We start from the raw sequence: 22,889 nt of genomic DNA on the forward strand, positions 1-22,889 counted from the left end.
TTTATTAAACTTAAGTGTTCATGACTACGTCGAATCTTCGATTTGTGGTTAAAATAAAATTCATCAATAATAAAGTGTACTTCTGAAAAGTGAATGAAGTAGATAAAGAAAAATAAATGTTAAATATTGTTTTAGTAGAACCCGAAATACCCAATAATACGGGTAACATAGGAAGATTATGTGTAGGAACGCAAAGTAAATTACATTTGGTTCACCCTTTTGGATTTGTGATTAATGATAAAAACCTGAAACGTTCAGGATTGGATTATTGGGTGCATCTTGATGTTTCCGAATATGCAGATGTAGAAGAATGGATAAAAAATATCCCGGATCTTTCACGGGTCTTCCTGATGAGCTCGCATGCCGAAAAATCATATCTGGAAACTGATTTTCAGGATGGGGACTGGCTGGTTTTCGGAAAAGAAAGTAAAGGCCTAAGTAAAGAAGTTCTGGACCGTTTTGAAAATCATTTAACGATTCCCATGTCAAAATTAATCAGGAGTTTTAATATTGCCAATTCTGTTGCCTTTGTAGTAGGTGAGGCTAAAAGGCAGATTAATTCAAAAGCCCAATAAATTTATATCCGGTAAAGAATGTCAAATAAAACTGTTGGTTGCGGGAAAAACTAAAACAGATTTCTACAGTAGAAAACTCTTAGTCATTATGATAGGGCTTTCCCTGCAGGATCTGATCAGCCCTGTAAAGCTGTTCAACAATAAATAACCGGATCATCTGATGGGTAAATGTCATTTTAGATAATGACATTTTTTCATTGGCCCTGCTGTACATTTCTTCTGAAAAACCGTAAGCACCACCAATCAGGATATGTACTTTTTTCACAGAGGAATTCATCCAGTTATCAATTTTCTGAGAAAATTCACGGCTGGTAAACTGTTTTCCTTTTTCATCAAGGATGACAACAAGGTCGTTTTTGTCGATATGGTTGAAGAATAGCTTAGCCTCTTCTTTTTTTAGAAGATCTGCAGATAAGTTTTTTGCATTTTTAACATCCGGGATTTCTGTAATTTCAAAATTCCAATGCTTGGGCAGGCGATTGAGATAGTAATTGATCAGGGAAGTAATTTCTTTATCGTCCGTCTTGCCGATACAAAGTAAACTGATTCGCATTATAAGAAGTTTGAGGCCGCAAAGATAAGTCTTTTTAATTTATCCGGGATTCTGATGCTATCTCTTACGCTGTAAACTCCTGCTAACAACCCATTACTTTCACACCTCCAGTCCCATATCTTCAGTCTCCAATCTCAAGGTCTCCTGTCTTTACTCTCATTCCACATCAATCCATAACACGGCTTTTATATCTGTTCCTGTAATCTGCGGGGGTTAATCCTGTAACTTTTTTAAACAGGGTTCTGAATGTTTTCAAATCATTATAACCGATACTGTAGGTGACATCAGCAATATTACCTTCGCCGGACTCCAATGCCTTTTTTGCTGCCTCTACTTTTATCCGTTGAATGTATTCTATGGGATTCAATGTAGTAGCGGTTTTAAACCTTCGGATGAAGTTCCGTTTGCTCATATTCACCTGGCGGGCAACATGTTCAACAGAAATATCTGTTTTGAATTTTTTTTCGATATAGGTTTGCGCCTGATGAATTTCATGATCATTATGAAGACGCTGCCCCGAAAAAATAGTAAAAATGCTTTGAGAAGTCCGTCCGTAATCCAAAGCATAATACTTACTGAGTTCTATAGCAATTTCTTTGCTGCAATTTTTTTCGATGAAATATAACAGGGCATTTAATGAGGAAAAGCCTCCGCCCCCGGTAATAATTGCTTTGGAGTGAGTAACTACATGATCGGGTTTAAAATCTATCTGTGGATACCGCTTTTGTAAATCTTCCATAGCTCCCCAATGTGAAGTAGCCGGCATGCCGTTGAGCAAACCGCATTCAGCCAAAAAGTAAGCACCGGTACATAAGCTGATAATCTCGGCTTTTTCCTGATATTTTTTTTCTATCCAACCGATCAGTGAATGGTTTTGCGCAAGCAATACATCTATTTGCTGAAGGTCCATACTTGTTGGCGGAATAATAATGACATCAGTATCAAAATCATCTGATATTGTTTTTGAACACTGAAATTGTATGGGAAGATTGGATTGTACTGTTTTCTGATGAACTCCAATTAACTCTATAAGAAAAGGAGCAGGCATACCTCTTTCTACCGCAGCTTCGTTTGCACTGGACAATAATGCTGCTGTAGTGGATACGGCAGTAGACATGATATGATCATACACTATGATTGAAATATGTTTCATGATAGGATGAATAGATATCTTAAAAATAAGCAAATTTTGGCACAAAATACACTACAGAATGTCATTTTAACGTAGGGACAGTCTTTAAGAGGTGTTGTAATTTTACAAAAAGATATATTATGAAAACTATATTTAATAAACCGGAAAGGGAAGAGCTGATGGAAAGAATCAATACACTGAATTCCCAAAATACGGCCCAATGGGGTAAGATGAACCTGTATCAGATGATGAAACACTGTACCCGGTGGAATGACTGGGTATTGGGAAACGAAGCGTATTCTTACAAACAGGAGTTTTTGGGGAAGCTATTTGGAAAAGTGGTTTTAAAAGGGATGGTAAAAGATGATAAGCCAATGAAAAAGAATTCGCCTGCCGGTATCTTTACAATTAAAGAACAAAGTGGAGATATACAGCATCAGAAAAAGATATGGCTTGAGCAGATGGCTGCTTATGAAAACTTTTCAAATCCGGAATTTATCCATGATTTTTTTGGCAAAATGAAAACAGAGGATATCGGTATTTTTGTCTACAAGCACATGGATCATCATTTAAGACAGTTTAACGCCTGAGGCTAAAAACGTCATTTGTATTATTTCAAATCCTTTTCACCTGGATTAAAAAGTATTGTATCAATAACGATGAATATTTTATGATTTTAATACTTCTTGTTTATCAACCTCAGTTCTATACAATTCAGTGTTGGAAGCAGGAGGCAGAAAATGTTTATATTTGTAATGAGATATGGATGAAATTTATGAGATACTTATTAAAATGAGTGTTTCAGTTTTTTATTGCTTTCTTAATTACCAAATTATAACATAGATGAGTATAAAGGTTCCCAAATTTATCCTGAAAGTTCAAGAGTTTTTTGATGACATTCATATTCCTGTTTTGGGAATATCGCTGTGGCAGATGTTTCAGATCTATATCTCAGGAATTTTTAAAGGTAAAATAGGAAGAAAAGCAGCTGCTATTTCCTGGAGCTTTACCATCAGTTTATTTCCATTCCTTCTGTTTTTGCTTTCGGTTTTACCTTATATGCCACATTATGATAAGCTTCAGTTTTATATTTTTGAAGTATTGATGCATAATGTTTTTCCTTCCAATATGGAAGGGGATGTCAGGGGATATATAGAAACCAACATTATTCCCAATATGAAGGGGATCAGTAATCTTACCATTGTACTGGCGTTGGTTTTTGCTACCAACGGTACATTTTCCCTTATCAATGGATTTAATGAAAATACGGATGAAAAGCTCAGTGATGTTAAAGAATTTATTCTTTCATTTTTTATCACCATTGGCTTTATTACCATCGTATTTCTGGCTCTGTTTGGAGTTTATTATGTGGAAGTGGTGATGAAGCTTTTTACACCTGCCTATGATGTTACGTGGCTGGTGGATAACCTTTCCAGTATTATTGGATTTGTGTCCTTTCCTCTGTTTTATTTTATTCTACTGACCTTATTTTACTGGCTGGGAACAGTGAAAATTACCCGTTTCAGACAGGCGGTTCCCGGAGCGGTTCTTACAACGATATTATTTGTCCTTACGACTTATATTTTCGCTATTTATGTCAAAGATATAGCCCGTTACAATGTGCTTTACGGCTCGATTGGAAGTATGATCCTGCTGATGGTTTGGGTGAATGTGAATGTCTATCTTCTCCTGTTCGGAAACGAACTCAATATGGCTATCAGAAAGCTTAGAATAGAGAAGCTGTTGTCTGATGAAATTCAAAAAGAGACCACTCATTATCACAGCCAGATTACAGAACCTGATTTTGAGAATAATAAGGAACACCAATGGAAAATGGAAAACCGGAAGAAAGATTAATTTTCTTCCAGTTCCGGATGTTCTTTAGAGCTCATGCTTAATATGGTATATCCTAACACTGCAGCTAAGAATGAAGCGATCAGAATAGCAAATTTAGCTTCATCCTGGATCGGAATTTCGTTTTTAAAGGACAGCAATGCTATAAAAATAGACATGGTAAATCCGATTCCGGCCAGTAAACCTACACCAATCATTTGAGTCCAGTTGCTGTTCTGAGGTAAGGAACTCAATTTCATTTTGATCGCAATGAAGGAAAATAAGTTTATTCCAATCAGCTTTCCTAAGATCAGCCCGCAGATAATTCCCAATCCCAACGTACTTGTAATGCCGGCAACCATTTCGCTGGAGAAAGTAATATTGGTATTGGTTAATGCAAAAATAGGCATGATCAGAAAACTTACAGGGACATGGAGCTGGTGCTCAAGCTTTTCCAGAGGTGAAATATCTACATTGGAAGCATTCGTAGGAATTGAAAATGCGAGTAAAACTCCCGCTATCGTTGCATGGATACCCGAATGATGGAGGAAATACCATAAAAATAATCCCGGAATAATGTAAAATATAATGCGGGTAACTTTTAAAAAGTTTAGCAGGAAAAGGAGAGCCGTTACTCCCAGTGATAATAGAAGATAGCTCCAATGGATTTGCTCTGTATAAAAGATGGCGATGACAAGGATGGCTCCAAGATCATCTACAATAGCTAATGCCGCAAGAAATATCTTAATTGAATTGGGAATTCTCTTTCCCAACATTGAAATAATAGCCAGTGAGAACGCAATGTCTGTAGCCATAGGAATACCCCAGCCGCTGCCATATTCCGTTCCGGAATTGAATAGACTGTAAATAGCTGCGGGAACCAGCATTCCGCCTACCGCAGCAAAAATAGGCAGTGAAGCATTCTTAAAAGAGGATAGCTCGCCTTCTACAAGCTCTCTTTTTATTTCAAGACCTACCAAAAGAAAAAATACAGCCATCAGACCATCATTGATCCAGATGCTGACAGGATATTCCAGTCCAAATAGGTGAGTTCCCACTTCCTTGTCTAAAAAGTGCTGAAAAGCTTCTGCAGTTGATGAGTTAGCAATTAATAGTGAAATAAGCACACAGAAAATAAGAATAATTCCTGAAGCTTGGCTGTTGTTGAAAAATTTTTTAAAATAAAGAGATAAATTCATATTTATGATTGAAGGCGTCTTACAATGGAAACGCCGTTAATACTTTTAAGTTTTTTGAAAGTTTCTTCCAGCTGACCCTTGTTTTTTACTTCAAGGTTTATATTTCCTGTAAAAACTCCGTTGTTCGATTCAATAGACATGCTTTTCATATCCATTCCCATACTTCCACTGATGACCGCAGTAATATCATTAATCATTCCCATCCTGTCTAGCCCTTCAATTTCGATCTTTACTCTGTCTTTGAAGCTTTCTGCATTCACCCATTTGGCAGGGATCACACGGTAGTCGTATTGGGCTCTGAGGTTGATGGCATTTGGACAGTTGTCACTGTGCACTTTGATTCCGTCAGAAATGGTAATAAATCCGAAAATTTTGTCACCGGGAATTACCGTACAGCATTTTGCGTAGCTGTAGTTCAGTTTTTCTTCATCCTTACCAAAAACAATCATATCCAGGTTTTGCTCTTTCGGCTCTTCGAAATGTAGATTTTTTGTCGGAGATTTTCTGAATCTTGAAAGTAAATTATTGAATACATTTTTACTTTCAATATATTTTCTTAAGCTGCTTACATCCAGTTCATTACTTTGGAATTTAAGGAAAAGCTCCTGTGATGATTTTAAATTAAAGAACTTTTGAAGTTTATTGATTTCTTCATCATTAAAGTTGATCTTCGCATGACGCAGTTTTCTTTGTAAAATTTCTTTTCCGTCTTCTACCAGCTGATTCTTCTGGGAATTCAGGTAACTTTTAATCTTGGATTTGGCCTTGGAAGTCACTACAAATTCCAGCCAGTCAGATTTTGGTTTCTGATTTTGTGAAGAAAGGATATCTACCTGATCACCGTTTTGAAGAGTGTAAGAAATCGGAACCAGTTTCCCATTAATCTTAGCTCCCAGACATTTCATCCCTAAATCCGAGTGAACGGAAAAAGCAAAATCCAAAGCGGTCGCATTAGTCGGAAGAATCTTGATTTCTCCTTTCGGTGTAAATACAAATACTTCTTTAGAATATAAATTTAGCTTAATATTATCCAAAAGTTCAGAAGTAGAAAGGTTCTGCTGCTGTTCCAGCACATCGCGGATCTCCGTTACCCATTTTTCAAAATTCCTGTCATCGGAGCTTTGTTTATAGCCCTCTTTGTATTTGTAGTGGGCAGCAACTCCTTTTTCAGCAATTTCATCCATCCTTTCTGAACGGATCTGCACTTCGATCCATTTTTTATCAGGCCCCAGAACAGTCAAATGTAAACTTTCATAGCCTGTGGAACGCGGTTGTGTAATCCAGTCCCGCATTCTTGACGGATTACTGTGGTATACATCGGTAACGATAGAATAAATCTTCCAGGCCAGGAATTTTTCGTTTTTGGCATCAGATTTATAAATAATTCTGATCGCATAGTTATCAAAAACCTCTTCAAAAGAAACCCCCTGCTTCAGCATTTTCCTGTAAATAGAGGAGATTGCTTTCGCACGGCCTTTGATAGTGAAATTTAGACCTTCTTCCTTGAGTCTTTCTGAAACCTCGGTCTTGAATTCTTCAATATATCTTTCACGGTTTTCCTTAGCCAGTTCCAGCTTTTCTGTAATTTCGTTATATACCTCCGGATTGTTGTACTTTAATGAAAGATCTTCCAGCTCAGATTTAATGTTATATAAACCTAAACGGTGGGCCATTGGAGCATAAATATAAACTGTTTCTGAAGCTATTTTTTTCTGCTTATCCGGAGCCATGCTTTCCAGGGTCCGCATATTGTGAAGGCGGTCCGCAATTTTAATCAGAATTACCCTGAAATCTTCAGACAGTGTCAGTAAAAGTTTTCTGTAATTTTCAGACTGTACAGAGATGTTCTGATGGTTCATGATGGATATTTTGGTCAATCCATTCACGATACCTGCGATTTTTTCTCCAAAGATTTTCTTCAGATCTTCATAGGTATAATCGGAATCTTCAATAACGTCATGAAGAAGAGCACAGGCAATGGAGGTAGCTCCCAGGCCTATTTCAGTCGCTACAATTTTAGCAACGGCAATAGGGTGGTAGATATAAGGTTCTCCGGATTTTCTCCTTTGATCTTTATGGGCATCCAATGCAATGTCGAAGGCTTTTCGAATGAGTTTGTTGTTTTCCTCATCCAAAGTCCTGTAGGTGTTAGAAATCAGATCTTTATATCTCGCAAGGATTTCTTTATTCTCTTGTTCTAAGTCGTAACTCATTTGTGTAAATACCTATATTTAGACGAAAATACGAAAAATTTTACGTTTTTCAAGCATAAAAAATCCGTAGAATATTTCTACGGATTCCCGGTTACTAGGTTTTATGTTGATTAGAACTTCACTTCAGAATTCATACCGTCACTTGACATTTTGAACTTAATGTCAGGACTGTTATGAATTTCAGCCCTGTTTCTTGCATCTATATATTTTTTTATAGTATCGTAATGGGCCTGATCGATGCTCATATTTTCAAACAAATACGTCTTTAAGACAATGTGCTGGTCGAAAATATTCCGGGCACTGTCTGTCTGGCTGCTATCTTTCACCGCCACACTTGCCAGATATTGTGCGTGATTATTTTCATTGTTAAGGTATATGATATAATCCGAATTTTCGAATCCTGAGTTTTCCAGATCATTTTCCAGTTTTTTGTAATCGCTGTTGTGCTCAAATAGCCCAGCTAATATATTTGACATAATTAATGGGTTTTAAAGTTGTTATTAAAGTTAGTAATAATTTTCCGATTTATTTGAATAAAAATCAATAAAATTTATCTATTATTATTTTATCTATAAAACATTGTTAAAATATTTGAGGATATCTATTGAACGCGTGTTTAATATTGTGATTGAAATAATGAAATAGCTCAGGGTAATTAAAAAAAACGCAAGGCTCGCCAAGTTCACCCCTTGGTATGTTTTTTATTTTCGATCGCAAAGGCTTCGTTCAGCAATGTGATGCATTCTTAGCTAAATGTCATGGCTCTGCGATCTTTTTTACAGTAATTTTTTTGTAAAACTCTTAGCGTTTCTCTGCGTGTAGAAATAAAATACAAATAACCTGAAAAGTTTAAGGTAAGCAATATAAATAGAGAGACCGTTTCAGCCATTGAAACGGTCTCTCTATTTATGTTCTGAAAGTAATTAAATTCTTTCATTCTTAATTTCCTCTACAATCTCCGGGTTCAGTAAAGTACTGATGTCTCCGAAATTGCTGAAGTCACCTTCTGCAATTTTTCTCAGTATTCTACGCATAATTTTTCCGGAACGGGTTTTAGGAAGTCCTGAAACGAATTGTATCTTATCGAGCTTGGCAATAGGCCCGATCTGATCTGAAATCAATTGGTTGATTTCTTTCTTAAGGTTTTCCTTATCACGGCCTTCTCCTGTTTCTTTAAGGGTTACATACCCATAAAGTGCATTTCCTTTGATATCATGCGGATACCCTACTATTGCTGATTCTGCAACGGCAGGATGCTGGTTGATACTGTCTTCAATCGGTGCTGTTCCCAAATTATGGCCGGAAACAATGATGACATCATCCACACGGCCTGTAATTCTGTAATATCCCACCTCATCTCTCAAAGCGCCGTCTCCGGTAAAATATTTTCCGGGGAAAGCTGTAAAATAAGTTTCTTTATACCTTTGGTGGTCTCCCCAGATCGTTCTTGCGATTCCCGGCCATGGAAAGCGGATGCAGAGGTTTCCTGTCACCTGATTTCCTGTAATTTCGTTGCGTTTGTCGTCCATTAAAACCGGCTGTATTCCAGGTAAAGGAAGAGTAGCATACGTAGGTTTTGTAGGAGTTACAAATGGAAGAGGCGAAATCATAATTCCTCCTGTTTCAGTTTGCCACCAGGTATCCACAATCGGACATTTTTTCTTTCCAACATGATCATTGAACCAGTGCCATGCTTCATCATTAATAGGTTCACCTACAGAGCCTATTACTTTTAAAGAGCTTAAATCATGCTTGTCTACCCATTCTGCACTTTCTTTGGCTAAAGAACGGATAGCTGTAGGGGCGGTATAGAACTGGGTGATCTTATGTTTTTCAATCACCTCCCAGAAACGGTCCGGTTCAGGGTAGGTGGGAACTCCTTCAAAGATAACGGTAGTGGCTCCGTTTAATAACGGTCCGTAAAGAATATAAGAATGTCCCGTGATCCATCCGATATCTGCTGTACACCAGTAAATATCATTTTCTTTATAGTTGAATACATTTTTAAAAGTATAGGCGGTGTATACCATATAACCGGCGCAGGTATGAAGCATTCCTTTTGGCTTTCCTGTAGACCCGGAAGTATAAAGAATGAAAAGAGGATCTTCGGAATCCATAATGACAGTCACAAAATCAGGAGATGCTTTTTCGTACAGGTCGGCCAGCCAATGATCTCTGCCGTCCTTCATTTTAATCTCGTTATGGGTTCTCTTTACTACCAGTACATTCTCTACAGTCGGAGTTTTTTCCAATGCTTCATCTACAATGCTTTTTAAATCCAAAACTTTATTCCCCCTGTAGCTTCCATCCGAAGTAATAACCATTTTAGCGCCACAGTCATTCACCCTTGAGGCCACAGCAGAAGCAGAGAATCCAGCGAAAATAACAGAATGAACAGCTCCTAATTTGGCGCAGGCCAGCATGGTAACCGCTAATTCAGGAATCATAGGAAGGTAAATACAGACTCTGTCTCCTTTTTCAATTCCCATATCTCGTAAAACATTGGCTGTTCTATTGACTTTGGTGTAGAGTTCATTATAAGATATATGTTGTGCTTCTTCTTTAGGATCATTAGGTTCCCAGATTATAGCTGTTTTGTCTCCTCTTACGGCAAGATGTCTGTCTATGCAGTTTTTAGTGATATTGAGTTTGGCATTTTTGAACCATGTGATCTTAGCTTCATTCATATCGTACTTAACAACCTTGCTCCATCGCTGATACCACACGAAGTTTTGATCAGCTACCTTGTCCCAGAATTTTTTAGGATTTTTGATAGACTTTTTATAATCTTCAAAATATTGTGGTAAATCTTCTATTAAGTAATTTCTCATATCCCTTTCGTTTTTTTGAAATTTTATTATACTTTAAATTTATGTTTAAATTATCGTTTAAGCTTTATAAGCCTCGATTTTTTCCTGAATTTCTTCAATAGTTTTCTCATCGTCAATGGTAGATGGAATCTGAAAATCTTTCCCGTCAAGTAATGTTCTGATAAGCTTTCTTAAAATCTTTCCGGATCGTGTTTTGGGTAAGCGATTGACCACCATGGCGTTCTTTAAAAAGGCAACCGCACCAATCTTTTCACGAACCATTCGGATGATCTCTTTTTCTATTTCTTCTTCTGATACCGCTGTTCCGTTTTTTAAAACCACTGTTGCAAAAGGAATCTGTCCCTTTAAATCATCGTCAATGCCCACGACGGCACATTCTGCTACATCGGGATGGGAGGAAACAATTTCTTCCATTTCCGAAGTGGAAAGCCTGTGTCCGGCAACATTGATTACATCATCCACTCTTCCGGTAATAAAAATGTAACCGTCTTCATCCTGGATAGCGCCGTCTCCCGAAAAATAATAACCGTTGTATTGGGATAAATAACTGTCCTCAAAGCGTTCATGATCTTTCCATATTCCGAGTAAAGCACCCGGAGGAAGGGGAAGCTTGATTACAAGGTAGCCTTCATGATGTGGGCCAAGTTCCAATCCGTTTTCATCAAAAATTTTAATATCATATCCCGGAATAGGTTTTCCTGCAGAAGCTCTTTTGATGGTGTACTGATCTGAGGTCAGTAATCCCAGCATGGGCCATCCTGATTCTGTTTGCCACCAATGATCAATGGCCGGAACTCCTATATGCTCTGCAAACCAGTCCAGTGTTGCTACATCACAGCGCTCACCTGCTAAAAACTGTTTTTTAAAATGGAAAAGATCATATTTTTTGACTAATTCCCCATTGGGGTCTTCTTTCTTGATAGCTCTGATAGCGGTAGGAGCCGTAAACATAGCGGAAACCTTATATTCTGAAATAATCCTCCAGAAAGTTCCTGCATCAGGCGTCATGATGGGTTTTCCTTCAAAAATAATAGTCGTATTTCTATTGATTAGCGGCCCATACACAGAGAAACTATGCCCAACGGCCCATCCGAAATCCGAGGCTGCCCAGTAGGTTTCTCCCGGTTCAACTCCATACACATATTTCATAGAGAATTGTAGGGCTGTAGCATAGCCCCCGGTATCACGAACGATCCCTTTAGGTTTTCCTGTGGTTCCAGAGGTATAAAGAAGGTAAAGAGGGTGGGTGGATTCCACTGAAATACAATCAGCCGGTGCTGACTTCTGTACAAGCTCTTCATAATCAGTCAATCCGTCAAACATTTCATGCTGATTATCCACTAGTTTTCTATTGTAAACGATAATATGTTCCACTTTATCCTGTGCCAGTTCAATTGCTTTTTCTACCAGAGGAAGATAAGGGATTCTTTTAGCGATTTCTATGCCTGCTGTTGCGGTGATTAGCACTTTAGGTTTGCAGTCGTCAATTCTTACCACCAATTCATGAGGGGCAAAACCCCCGAAAACCACATTATGAATGACCCCAATTCTTGCACAAGCCAGCATGGCAAAAAGAGTTTGTGGAATCATGGGCATGTAGATTACTGCAGTGTCTCTTTTTTTTAATCCTAAAGAAGATAATCCTCCTGCAAGCTTTGAAATTTCTTCCTTGGCCTGGTTGAAAGTATAGGTTTTCTTTACACCTGTTACGGGTGAATCATAAACAATGGCATCCTGATCCCCAAAACCATCTTCAATATGCCTGTCAATGCATAAATAACACATATTGAGTTTTCCGTCAGAAAACCATTGAGGATAGCCGTTACTATCTTTTGAAAGGATCTTTTGCGGGAACTCAAACCATTGTATTTCTGCGGCCTGGTCTTTCCAGAAGCTTTCTTTATCTTCTATGCTTTGTTTAAATAACGTATCTGTCTTCATAAGAATAGTCGTGTGTTTGGTTTAATACGCTTGTCAAGGTTTTAAACCTTGACAAGCGTAAGTAGTCGTTTTAGTGTGATCTAAAGGTGAAACAGTCCCTTCTTTTCATCTCATGTCTCAGATCTCATATCTCGTGTCTCTTATCTGAAATCCGGCATCTCACCTCTATCCAAACATTTCCTCAATCTGCTGCATCAGTTTCTTAATCGAATAAGGCTTCGTCACATAGGCGTCAGCTCCCATTTCAAGACCTTTTTCAATGTCTCTCGGGTTATTTTTGGCGCTGAGAAAGATGACTTTTGTGTCTTTCATTTTGTCATCCTGTTTGATGAGATCCAGCGTGCTGTATCCATCAAGATTAGGCATCATGATATCGAGGAGGATTACATCGGGAACCATTGTTTTTAAGAACTCCAGAACTTCTGTTCCATCGCGTGCAATATAGACGTCATATCCGTTTTTCTTAAAGCTGTATTCCAGCGACATTAATATTTTGTGTTCGTCATCTGCAATGATTATCTTTTTCATAGGTGCTTTTTAAGAATGTTCAACTTCATTTTTAATCTCTTTTATTATTATCTCGGGAATGCTGATGGTGAAAGTGACACCAAGTCCGCTGTTTTCAGCTTTGATACTTCCGCCGTGAGCCTGTACAATTTTTTTAGAAATAGCAAGCCCGAGTCCGCTTCCTGTAGGTTTTAAAATATTCTGGTTTTTAGATTGATAAAACTTGTCAAAGATCATTTCCAGGTCTTCCTCAGGAATATGTTTTCCTGTGTTGAAAATAGAAATGATTAACTGGTTTTCCTTTTCAAAAAGTTTGGTTTGTATAGTACCTTGTTCATCAGTGAATTTCAATGCATTTCCCCAAATATTCTGAAAAAGCTGGATCATCCTTGCTTCATCATATTCAAATATAAACTGATTCAGAAGATTCACTTCACTTAAATGAATATTTTTCTGCTGGATCAGGTGGAGGAGAGGGTTCAATGCTCTTTTATAAGTCTCGATGATGTTATTTTCCTGAATACTTAGCAGGATTTCTCCATGTTGTAGCTTATCAAGATAAAGAATATCGTTGATGATTTCACTTAATCTGTCAGATTCTGTGATGATATTATTTAAAAACTCCTGTTTGATATCAAAAGGGATATCGTCGTCATCCGCTAAAATCTCTCCGGCGGAACGGATAGCTGTAATCGGAGTTCTCAGTTCATGGGCAACAGAATCCAGAAAATCGTCTTTCTGGCGGTCTTTGACAATCAGGCTTTCGTTGGCGGTACGCAGATCATCAGAAAGTTTCTGGAGTTCTTCAGACTGCTCTGTCAATTTTTTATTTAAGCTGATATTTTCCTGTGATTCCTCAAGGATATTCAATACCTCTTTTAAAGATATTTTATCCTCTTTGGTTACTCCTTCAATCAATATTTTTGCAGAGGCGGTACCAATTCTTCCTGCTAAAAGGTTTTCCGAGAATTTAATAAACCTTGAGTCTGCCGTTTCTGTATTAGAATCGATATTATATTTCAAGTTGAAAATCCTTAGAGCCTGCTCTGTTTTACTTTTACCTAAAAACCTTTCGAGGATATTCTGAATGTCGGAAATATAGGCTGTTCCCCGCCATATAAAAGCGTTTTCATGATTTTGAATATATTTGTCGATATCTACATACAGTTCCGCAAAGTTCCTTTCCCTGTAATTTCCTTTGGTGCTGACGGAAATAATGGTAAATAAGCCTGTATTTACCAAAATTGACCAGAAAAAGATCTGTGGAATTCTTCCTAAATAAGGAATGGTGAAAAAACCGAAAGCATCGTACATTTCTCTCAATACTCCTTTGAACTCCTGGTTGTACGAAAAATAGTACTGAGGAATAATCAATCCGAAATAACAGATTGCCAATCCGGCGATAAGCCCAATGACAGCACCTTTATAGCTCCCTCTTCTCCAGAATAGAGCACCAAAAAATGAAGGTGCCAGCTGGCCGATCACTACAAATGAAATTAAGCCTACAGAATCAAGAGAGGTCTTCAGTATAAAATATTTATAGAAGGCAAAAGCCATGATAATCAGTGCGAAAATGCTGAATTTCCTGATGTTGGTAATATTTCTTGTATTCTGCTCTTCACTTTCGGATTTGAACTTTCCAAGCAAGCCATAAGGAATGATCAGGTTATTGGATAACATGATGGATAAAGTAATAGCTGAGATAATGATCATTGAAATGCAGGAGCTTAACCCGCCAAGGAAAACCAAGACCGTAATCAATGTGTTGTCAAAATGTTGTGGAATTAAAATAGAGTAGAACTCCGGATTTACTTTCTGTCCATCAAAAATCAACCTTCCGCCCCAGGCGATTGGAAAGATAAATACAGTGAAAATCAACAGGTAAAGAGGGAAAAACCAAATAGCCGTTTTAATGTGTTTTTCCTGTCTGTTTTCTACAATAGCAGTATGGAATTGTCTGGGCAAAATACAGATGGCTGTAGCGGAAATCATGCACAGAAGCATCCAGTTCATAGCGCCCTCAGTTCCGTTGAATGTATTTTTTTCTTTAAAATCTTTAAACTGGCTTGCCTTCTGATAGATATCTGAAAAACCATCAAATACATAATAAATGACAAAAAATCCAAGAATGATAATGAAGAATAATTTTAAAAAACTTTCCAGGGCAATGGCTGAAATAATTCCCAGCCTTTTTTCTGAGGCATCTACGTATCTTGTTCCGTAATATGAGGCAAATAAAGCAATTAAAACAACCACAAAAGTAGCGTTGTCTGTAAGGATGTCTTTTGACATCGGTGTTTCTGTAACCAAATGGAAGGTCTCGGAAATCGCTTTGATCTGCAGTCCGATATAAGGAACAATACCAAGAAGGCACACTATTGTAATAATAGCACTGAAGCTTCTGCTGTTTCCATATCGCAATGAAATAAAATCTGCAAGACTGCTGATTTTATTGACTCTTGAAATCCTTACAATCCGTGTATTGATATAAATCCACGCAGGAATAATCATGATGGGACCGATGTAGATCGGTAAATAGTTTAATCCGCTTGTAGCCGCTACACCAATACTTCCATAGTAAGTCCATGCCGTACAGTATACAGCAAGAGACAAAGCATAAATGTAAGGATTGTTGATCCAGATCTTGCTTTTCTTCTTCTCTGCCAGATAGGCAACTAAGAACAAAAGGGCCAGATAAAACAAGACTACAAAAAATAAAGCGAAACTACTCATCATACTTTTTTACGATTACAAAAGATATCACGATGGAAATCATCCAGACCGCAAACAGGTAGATCAGAATCATAGGGTAGCCCAAAACACTTTTCTCACTGTTGAAAATCAATGAAATGGGAATGCTGAAAGCAATCATCAGCCCGATGCTTAAGATAATAAGTTTCTGTTCGTGTCTTTTTTTCATAAATGATGATTGATAAAAGATAATTGATGAATGCTGCATCCATCAATTATCCATATTATTTTTTAAATTTTGTCGTCCGAATATTCTCCCGTTAACGCATAATAACCGAAAACGGCCATTCCACCCGAGACAATGGGCATCAGTACAAACAAAATGATGATGCCGAAAACCAGGTCTTCCTGTTTTCCGGAAGTGATTTTGGGAATTCCCATTACCGTGGTTCCGAAATATCCTACGATCACAGCAATTGCGATCCAGAGAATGCCTAATATTTTTTTTAGTCCGTTCATTTTAATAGTTTTAAAATTAATAAAAATTTGATTGATTCCATGCCTAATCGTGAAGATTATTGTTCTTATTTTTAAGATAAATTAATCCGATGAACAGACAGACTGCTGCCACTCCGATGGGATACCATAGTCCTTCAAGATACCATGTTGCATGTCCAGCTTCTTTTCCTGTAGTCACCAGATACGTGGCAACTGCCGGAAGAAGGCCTCCAAATACCCCATTTCCAATATGATACGGCAGAGACATGGAAGTATAGCGGATTCTTACAGGGAACATTTCCACTAGGAATGCGGCAATAGGCCCATAAACCATGGTTACAAATATCACCTGGATAAACACCAGGAAGACCAGGTACCATTTCGTGTCATCACTTAATTTTACGGTTTGGGATACTTTTGCTTCTTCAGCTTTTCCGTCTTTCATAACCGGACCGGTCGGTGACCAGTGGACAATACTGTCTTTTTTAACTAAGGTTCCGTCTGTAAAAAGGGTCTCTTTATGAATGGTAACCAAGCTGTCTGTAGCAATGTCATTATGGATTTTGGCTGTTCTTTTTTCTGTAATTCCATTGGCTGCTACGGTTTTATTTTCAAGATTTACGCTTTTAAACATGCTGTCGTATATTGGTCTGTATGCTAAAATAGCGACAAGCATTCCGGTCATCATGACTGCTTTTCGGCCTATTTTATCAGAGAGCCAACCGAAAAACACAAAGAAAGGAGTTCCTAAAAGCAAGGCTGTTGCCATCAGTAAATCTACTTGGGAAGATTCCACATTCATTACCTTTTGTAAAAAGCTCATAGCATAGAACTGCCCGGTGTACCAGATGACCCCTTGTCCCATTGCAGCTCCAAATAAGGCAAGCAGAACAAATTTGAAGTTAAACTTATTGCCAAAGCTTTCTTTTAAAGGATTTTTGGACGTTTTTCCCTCGCTCTTGGCCTTGGCAAAAAGCGGAGATTCTTTCATATTTTTTCTGATGATATAAGAAACACCTACCATGAGAATAGAAATCCAGAAAGGAACCCTCCATCCCCAAGTGTCGAAATCTTCAGGAGAAAGAGTTTTTCTTGTGATCAAAATAACAATTAAAGAAATGAAAAGTCCGGCAGTAGCTGTAGTTTGGATCCATGAAGTCCAGTAACCTCTTCGATGAGGCTGTGCATATTCTGCGACATACGTTGCTGCACCTCCATATTCACCTCCAAGCGCTAAACCCTGTAGTAGTCTTAAGATTAAAACTAAAACCGGAGCCATAAATCCAATGGTTTCATAACTTGGGATACATCCGATAAGGAAAGTGGAAAACCCCATAATCAGTAAGGTGACCAGGAAGGTGTATTTTCTTCCGATAAGATCTCCCAGTCTTCCAAAGAATAAAGCACCGAAAGGCCTTACTACAAATCCGGCAGCAAATGTTGCCAATGTAGATAAAAAGGCAGCGGTGGGATTATCTGCAGGGAAAAATTTTGTTGCTAAAACGATGGCTAAACTTCCGAAAATGTAAAAGTCATACCATTCTATCAGGGTTCCAAGGGATGAGGCTGTAATAACGCTCCATATGGTGCGGTTTTTCTGCCTGTCGGTCATATTTTCGTAGCTTTCGTAGTGCTTTTCGCTCATATTGATTAGTTTTTGATATTAGTAGAAAATGATAATAATTCAGTGAAATTTTTTATCAGGTTATATTGTTTTCATTGCCTTAATGTTGTACTGTGTTGGCGGTGGATTATAGATAAATCTGAAACTGTACAATGAACTCACCTTTTGAAGAAGGGCTTTCCGTGGGGCTTGTATAGACCGGTCGTGTTGAATACTGTGTGGTGATTTTTGCATGATGACCATCGATAAACCAGTTGGCTCCAACATCAAACTGGGAGGAAGACTTGTCAAATGCTTCAAAACTTTTGTGTGTGTAAGCTGCAAAAGGCTGTATTCTGATTTTTGGTTTCTCAGCCTGGCTGGGTAAAAGTAAACCAGCCTGAGCGTAGATAATATTACCTGTTCCAATAGTAGGCTGTAAATTTCCCGGTCCTGCAATGGCTTTGTTACCTATAAAATTGGGGTCTGTGGCGGCAATGTTCATTGTTCCCAGATTTCTTATATAATTGGGTCCGAAATTGTAGTTGTAATATCCGGCATACGCAGAAACGGCCATTTTATTTTTGGCTTCTCCCAATGGAATATCTGCAAAAGCATCTACAGCGAAAAGAGTGATATCGTGTTTCTCAATATTGGAATTAATGGAAGTTCTTGTTCCGTCTGCCTGATGATAAAACCCAGCCCCTACATTGAAAACTTTCTTTGTTCCCAGATAAGAACCTACTTTGAAAGGTAGTGTATTGGACTCTTCATCAAGGAATTGATATTCAAGATAACCTGCCTTTGAAAAACTTGGATTTCCATTATTATCTACCGCTACAGCTCTCGCAGGATCAGTGACATTCACTGGTGTCAGATCTGTTGCAAAAGGTTTATTTAAGCTGAGGCGATATTCCAGTTTTCCATATTTTCCCTTGGCAAACATTCCAAGCTGTCTGGCAAACTGGTCTGAATTGTCAATCAGAGGCCATGAAAAAACAGGGGAGTCTACAGTCAGGAAATTAAGGGTAGAAGCCATCGTCATTCGGGAAAGTCCCATATAGTAATGGAGCCCTGCCCCTAAAGATAAACTGAATTTTCCCGCTTCTCCAGGTAAAATAACTGCATATTCATTCCAGGCATCATGGAAAAACAGCTGGGTTTTCTTTCCGTTTCCGTAACCTCCTGTTCCTGAAGTTCCTGTTGCACCTCCGTTGATGAAGGTCTGATTGTTAATTCCGAAATGAAGGAGGATCATATATCTTTTGGAGATCTGAGCATACGTTAAAGCCCGTAATCTTCTGTTTCCTATGCTCCAGGAATTGTTTGTAGGTTCACTTCCCACCATACTCCCGGGGTTCATAGAGGTGTTTCTTAACCAGAGCTGGTCCCATAAAATAAATCTGATGAACTTGTCTCCGTCCGGGTTGAGGTTGACTTTTAATCCGCTGCCGTAATCAGGAGAACCTTGCGAGTATAAAGAACTGCTGATTAAGGCTACTCCAATGAATGTAAGTAATTTCTTCATAAATTATCAATTTTTGGCGTTGTTTTTTGTGAATGCCAAATTGGAATTAATAATTTATTTATAAAAATTTAATATATATTAGTGGTAATGATATAGTTTTTTTAGTTGACGGTTAATAGTTGACGGTTATGAGTTAAGAGTTAAGGGTTAAGAGTTATTAGTTAGGGGGTAGGTGTTTATTGAAATGCAATAATTTGTAAATCAATAAATTTAAGGTCTCAAGTCTCCTGTTTAATACCTGATGTCTTTATTCTTGGCTCTTGGTTCTTGGTTCTTTGTTCTTTGTTCTCTTCTCCCTTCTCCCTTCTCTCTACTTCTTAAATCTCTCCCATTTGATCAGCATGTACTTATCGGCAAACTGGGTGATAATAATTCCGGAGTTTTTAATGTTTTCTTCCTGGGCAATATATTCAATTAATTCATTCTGTTTTAATATTTTATAAACAGGATGGAATTCAGAATGGGGAGGTCTGGTAATATTGTATTTTTTGATCCATGAGCTGATCGTAACATGGGAAACCCCGATAATTCTTTCTATTTCACGGTAGCTTAAACCTTCCAGGTAGAGCTGCAAAGCTTTGGTTACATAGTAGTCGTCAATCTGCTTTCCCAGTTTTTTGACCGTGAAATAATACTTGCAGTTCTTGCAGTGGAACCGTTGTTTTTCATTGATGATCCCGCTTTTAACTACTTTATTACTACCGCATTTAGGACATGTATTTTCCATAGCTATACTTTTTTAGCAAATATATAATAAATTAGCAAATATATAATTTCTCGTAAAGATAATTTTACCTGTATAATTTTTTAAAACAAAAAAAATATCTTTTTTATTTGGTTTTTATAGAAATTATATTTTAAATTTGCCAAAAAAATTAGATAAATAAATGGAAATAGAAATTTCCTCATGCGAACATCTAATGTATGTGAGTGAAATACAGCAGGAAATGTATGATTCTGCACAGCGCAGAGGAACGGGTATCGCAAAACGTTCCATCGAATATTTAAGTAAAAAGATTTCAGAGGGCAATGCTGTGGTAGCTACTGAAAACGGCGAGTGGGTGGGTTTCTGCTATATAGAGACCTGGTCGCATGGGAAGTTTGTTGCCAACTCAGGATTAATTGTATCTCCGAAATTCAGGAATGGAGGAGTAGCGACGCAGATCAAACATAGAGTGTTCCAGTTATCTAGAGAAAAGTATCCGGAAGCTAAAGTATTTGGGCTGACTACAGGGTTGGCTGTAATGAAAATAAATAGTGATTTAGGATACAAACCGGTTATCTATTCTGAGCTGACTCAGGATGAAGAATTTTGGAGCGGTTGTAAAAATTGTGTCAATTACGAAATTTTAATGAAAAAGGAACGTAAAAACTGCCTGTGTACGGCAATGTTGTTTGTTCCGGAAAATATAACAAAAAATGAAGCTGTGAATGATCAGCCTAACAATAAATATGATGAAATAAGCCAAACAGGATTGGGGTATTCTGCTCAAAGTTCTCCTGGTGAATTTCATCTGGCCATTAACAAAAATAAAAAGAATTCAGATGAAAAAGAAGGTCATCTTAGCGTTTAGCGGAGGTTTAGATACTTCCTACTGTGCGAAATATCTTAGTGAAACACTGGGGTATGATGTATATGCAGTAACTGTAAACACCGGAGGTTTTTCTAAAGAAGAAGAAAAGGAACTGGAGAAAAAAGCCCTTAATCTAGGAGTGAAAACATACAGGTGCGTAGATGCTCAGGAAGATTATTATAATTCTTGTGTGAAGTATTTGATTTTTGGGAATGTATTGAAAAATAATACCTATCCTCTTTCTGTAAGTGCTGAGCGCACTATTCAGGCACAGGAGATTGCAAAATATGCAATTGAAGTTGAGGCAGATGCTATTGCTCATGGAAGTACAGGGGCCGGAAATGATCAGGTTCGTTTTGATTTGATATTTCAGGTAATGTGTCCAGATGTGGAGATCATTACCCCGATCCGGGATATGGCTTTATCCCGTGAAGAGGAGATTGAGTTTTTGAAAAGCCATGGCTATGAAATGGAATTCCATAAAGTGCAATATTCAGTGAATAAAGGGCTTTGGGGGACTTCTGTAGGAGGAAAGGAGACTTTGACATCAAGAAATTACCTGCCGGAAGAAGCGTTTCCTTCTCAAATTCAGGAAACTCAGGCTTCAGAGCTGGAGATCGAATTTAAAAACGGAGAAGTGGTTGCTGTGAATGGGGAGAGTTTTGAACATTCCGTATATGCTATTCAGAAAATAGAAAAATTAGCTTCTGTGTATGGTATCGGCCGGGATATCCATGTGGGGGATACTATTGTAGGGATAAAAGGAAGAGTGGGTTTTGAAGCAGCAGCAGCTTCAGTAATTATTAAAGCACACCATTTATTGGAAAAGCATACCCTTTCAAAATACCAGCAGATGATGAAATCTCAATTGTCCGATTGGTATGGAAACTGGCTTCATGAAGCATTGTTTTTAGACCCTGTGATGAGAAATATTGAATCTTTCTTAGTAGATTCTCAAAAAACAGTAAGTGGAAAGGTATTTGTAACCCTTCATCCTTACAGATTTGTTTTAAATGGAATTGAATCTGTTCACGATTTAATGTCTGATCAATTTGGAAGCTATGGAGAAGCGAACAGAGCTTGGACAGGGGAAGATGTAAAAGGGTATACAAAAATTGTAAGCAACTCTTTAAATATATACCACCAAATTAACCAAAATATCAACTAGTTCCGAAGGAACGATTTAACCCAAGATAGGATGTAGTCCTATTAGTTTGAATATGAAGAAAACAGTAGGAATTGTAGGAGCCAACGGCTATACAGGAAGTGAGTTGATACGCTTACTGGCTTTTCATCCCCATGTGACATTGAGTTTTTTATATAGTCGTTCGAATTCGGGAACAAGAATATCGGATTTGTACCCGGATTTGACGACGGTTTGCGAACATGTTTTAACAGATCAGCCTGAAGAGGTGGATATTCTTTTTCTGTGTCTTCCCCATAAGGAAAGCCAGAATTGGTTAACCAAAAATCCTGTGAAAGAGGAGACTTTGGTGATTGATCTGGGAAATGACTTCCGTTTGCAAGGAGATTTCGGAAACAGAGATTTTATCTACGGATTGCCTGAAATCAATAAAAAACAACTGTCAGGGTCAAAGAGTATTGCCAATCCGGGATGCTTTGCAACCGCGATTCAGTTAGCTCTTTTACCATTAGCTGAAAAAGAATTGCTGGATGAGGTTTTTACAACAGGAATTACAGGATCTACAGGAGCAGGGCAGTCTTTACAGGCGACTACGCATTTTACCTGGAGAAACGATAATGTCTCTGCGTATAAAACGTTATTTCATCAGCATGTGGATGAAATTTTACAACAAATAGTTTTGTTTAATCATAAAGAGGTCAGCCTGAATTTTGTACCATGGAGAGGGGATTTTGCAAGAGGAATTTTTACAAGTTCTACGTTAAAAACAGATTGGGGACTTTCTGACCTATATCAGTTGTATCAGGATTTTTATGCAGGAGCGCCTTTTGTAAAGGTAAGTGAAAAAGCAATTGATTTAAAACAAGTTGTCAATACCAATCGCTGTGTGATTCAGATCGAAAAATGTGGAAATGTAGTAGTGATCCACTCAGCGATTGACAATTTGTTGAAAGGCGCTTCAGGACAGGCAGTACAGAATATGAATATTGCCATGGGCTGGGAAGAAAATGAAGGACTGAATCTGAAGCCGATAGCTTTTTAATGTACAATGCATAAAGTACAAAGTA

At 37.9% G+C, this 22,889-nt stretch carries 20 protein-coding genes; 6 read left to right on the plus strand and 14 right to left on the minus strand.

Going from position 1 to position 22,889, the window contains the following annotated elements; genetic code table 11:
• The first annotated feature begins 116 nt into the window (after window positions 1–116).
• Window positions 117–575, plus strand: coding sequence for a tRNA (cytidine(34)-2'-O)-methyltransferase (locus LQV47_RS05640; protein ID WP_230034737.1), 459 nt, complete (start codon window positions 117–119; stop codon window positions 573–575).
• Window positions 576–654: 79 nt separating this feature from the next.
• On the opposite strand, the gene LQV47_RS05645 is transcribed toward LQV47_RS05640, so the two are convergent.
• Both LQV47_RS05645 and LQV47_RS05650 read right to left on the minus strand, forming a co-directional pair.
• Window positions 655–1,128, minus strand: coding sequence for a 23S rRNA (pseudouridine(1915)-N(3))-methyltransferase RlmH (locus tag LQV47_RS05645; protein ID WP_047485233.1), 474 nt, complete (start codon window positions 1,126–1,128; stop codon window positions 655–657).
• Between the two features lie 166 nt (window positions 1,129–1,294).
• The gene (locus LQV47_RS05650) at window positions 1,295–2,281 is read right to left on the minus strand and encodes a helix-turn-helix domain-containing protein (RefSeq protein ID WP_230034739.1); all 987 of its coding nucleotides are present in this window, start codon (window positions 2,279–2,281) and stop codon (window positions 1,295–1,297) included.
• Window positions 2,282–2,400: 119 nt separating this feature from the next.
• Here LQV47_RS05650 and LQV47_RS05655 point away from each other — a divergent pair, with 119 nt between their 5' ends.
• Together LQV47_RS05655 and LQV47_RS05660 are read left to right on the plus strand one after the other, a co-directional pair.
• Window positions 2,401–2,850 carry a DUF1569 domain-containing protein gene (locus LQV47_RS05655; RefSeq protein ID WP_230034741.1) on the plus strand — a complete coding sequence of 150 codons (450 nt, stop codon included), beginning with the start codon at window positions 2,401–2,403 and terminating at the stop codon, window positions 2,848–2,850.
• A 253-nt stretch (window positions 2,851–3,103) separates the two neighbouring features.
• Window positions 3,104–4,117: a YihY/virulence factor BrkB family protein gene (locus LQV47_RS05660; protein WP_230034744.1), complete on the plus strand. Its 1,014-nt coding sequence runs from the start codon at window positions 3,104–3,106 to the stop codon at window positions 4,115–4,117.
• On the opposite strand, the gene nhaA is transcribed toward LQV47_RS05660, so the two are convergent.
• From nhaA to LQV47_RS05720, 12 genes are all read right to left on the minus strand, one after another.
• Window positions 4,114–5,292, minus strand: coding sequence for a Na+/H+ antiporter NhaA (gene nhaA, locus LQV47_RS05665; protein WP_230034746.1), 1,179 nt, complete (start codon window positions 5,290–5,292; stop codon window positions 4,114–4,116). The two genes, LQV47_RS05660 and nhaA, sit on opposite strands and share 4 nt — an antisense overlap.
• Before the next feature lie 2 nt (window positions 5,293–5,294).
• Complete coding sequence (locus LQV47_RS05670; protein WP_230034749.1) at window positions 5,295–7,505, minus strand: RelA/SpoT family protein; 2,211 nt, start codon at window positions 7,503–7,505, stop codon at window positions 5,295–5,297.
• A gap of 110 nt (window positions 7,506–7,615) precedes the next feature.
• Window positions 7,616–7,981 (minus strand): hypothetical protein, encoded by a 366-nt coding sequence (locus LQV47_RS05675; protein ID WP_230034751.1) that lies wholly within the window; start codon window positions 7,979–7,981, stop codon window positions 7,616–7,618.
• Window positions 7,982–8,428: 447 nt separating this feature from the next.
• Window positions 8,429–10,336 (minus strand): acetate--CoA ligase, encoded by a 1,908-nt coding sequence (acs, locus tag LQV47_RS05680; RefSeq protein ID WP_230034753.1) that lies wholly within the window; start codon window positions 10,334–10,336, stop codon window positions 8,429–8,431.
• Window positions 10,337–10,393: 57 nt separating this feature from the next.
• The gene (locus tag LQV47_RS05685) at window positions 10,394–12,277 is read right to left on the minus strand and encodes an AMP-binding protein (protein WP_230034755.1); all 1,884 of its coding nucleotides are present in this window, start codon (window positions 12,275–12,277) and stop codon (window positions 10,394–10,396) included.
• Window positions 12,278–12,442: 165 nt separating this feature from the next.
• Window positions 12,443–12,805 carry a response regulator gene (locus tag LQV47_RS05690; protein ID WP_230034757.1) on the minus strand — a complete coding sequence of 121 codons (363 nt, stop codon included), beginning with the start codon at window positions 12,803–12,805 and terminating at the stop codon, window positions 12,443–12,445.
• 9 nt (window positions 12,806–12,814) lie between these two features.
• Window positions 12,815–15,517, minus strand: a complete 2,703-nt coding sequence (locus LQV47_RS05695) for an ATP-binding protein (protein WP_230034945.1) — start codon at window positions 15,515–15,517, stop codon at window positions 12,815–12,817.
• Window positions 15,510–15,704 (minus strand): hypothetical protein, encoded by a 195-nt coding sequence (locus LQV47_RS05700; protein ID WP_230034759.1) that lies wholly within the window; start codon window positions 15,702–15,704, stop codon window positions 15,510–15,512. Before LQV47_RS05700 ends, LQV47_RS05695 begins: the two co-directional genes overlap by 8 nt.
• 62 nt (window positions 15,705–15,766) lie before the next feature.
• Window positions 15,767–15,994, minus strand: a complete 228-nt coding sequence (locus LQV47_RS05705) for a DUF6814 family protein (protein ID WP_047485203.1) — start codon at window positions 15,992–15,994, stop codon at window positions 15,767–15,769.
• A gap of 43 nt (window positions 15,995–16,037) precedes the next feature.
• On the minus strand, window positions 16,038–17,618 hold the full coding sequence (locus tag LQV47_RS05710; protein WP_230034761.1) for an MFS transporter: 1,581 nt from the start codon (window positions 17,616–17,618) through the stop codon (window positions 16,038–16,040).
• 106 nt (window positions 17,619–17,724) lie between these two features.
• Window positions 17,725–19,104, minus strand: coding sequence for a porin (locus LQV47_RS05715; RefSeq protein WP_230034763.1), 1,380 nt, complete (start codon window positions 19,102–19,104; stop codon window positions 17,725–17,727).
• A 310-nt stretch (window positions 19,105–19,414) separates the two neighbouring features.
• On the minus strand, window positions 19,415–19,831 hold the full coding sequence (locus LQV47_RS05720; RefSeq protein WP_047485199.1) for a helix-turn-helix domain-containing protein: 417 nt from the start codon (window positions 19,829–19,831) through the stop codon (window positions 19,415–19,417).
• A gap of 160 nt (window positions 19,832–19,991) precedes the next feature.
• Here LQV47_RS05720 and LQV47_RS05725 point away from each other — a divergent pair, with 160 nt between their 5' ends.
• From LQV47_RS05725 to argC, 3 genes are read left to right on the plus strand one after another with little or no spacing between them, the layout of a single operon-like run.
• Complete coding sequence (locus tag LQV47_RS05725; RefSeq protein ID WP_230034765.1) at window positions 19,992–20,678, plus strand: GNAT family N-acetyltransferase; 687 nt, start codon at window positions 19,992–19,994, stop codon at window positions 20,676–20,678.
• Complete coding sequence (locus LQV47_RS05730) at window positions 20,650–21,846, plus strand: argininosuccinate synthase domain-containing protein (RefSeq protein ID WP_230034767.1); 1,197 nt, start codon at window positions 20,650–20,652, stop codon at window positions 21,844–21,846. Before LQV47_RS05725 ends, LQV47_RS05730 begins: the two co-directional genes overlap by 29 nt.
• 52 nt (window positions 21,847–21,898) lie before the next feature.
• Window positions 21,899–22,864, plus strand: coding sequence for an N-acetyl-gamma-glutamyl-phosphate reductase (gene argC / locus LQV47_RS05735; RefSeq protein WP_230034769.1), 966 nt, complete (start codon window positions 21,899–21,901; stop codon window positions 22,862–22,864).
• Window positions 22,865–22,889 lie beyond the last annotated feature (25 nt).

The organism is Chryseobacterium sp. Bi04 (assembly GCF_918698085.1).
GTDB lineage: Bacteria > Bacteroidota > Bacteroidia > Flavobacteriales > Weeksellaceae > Chryseobacterium.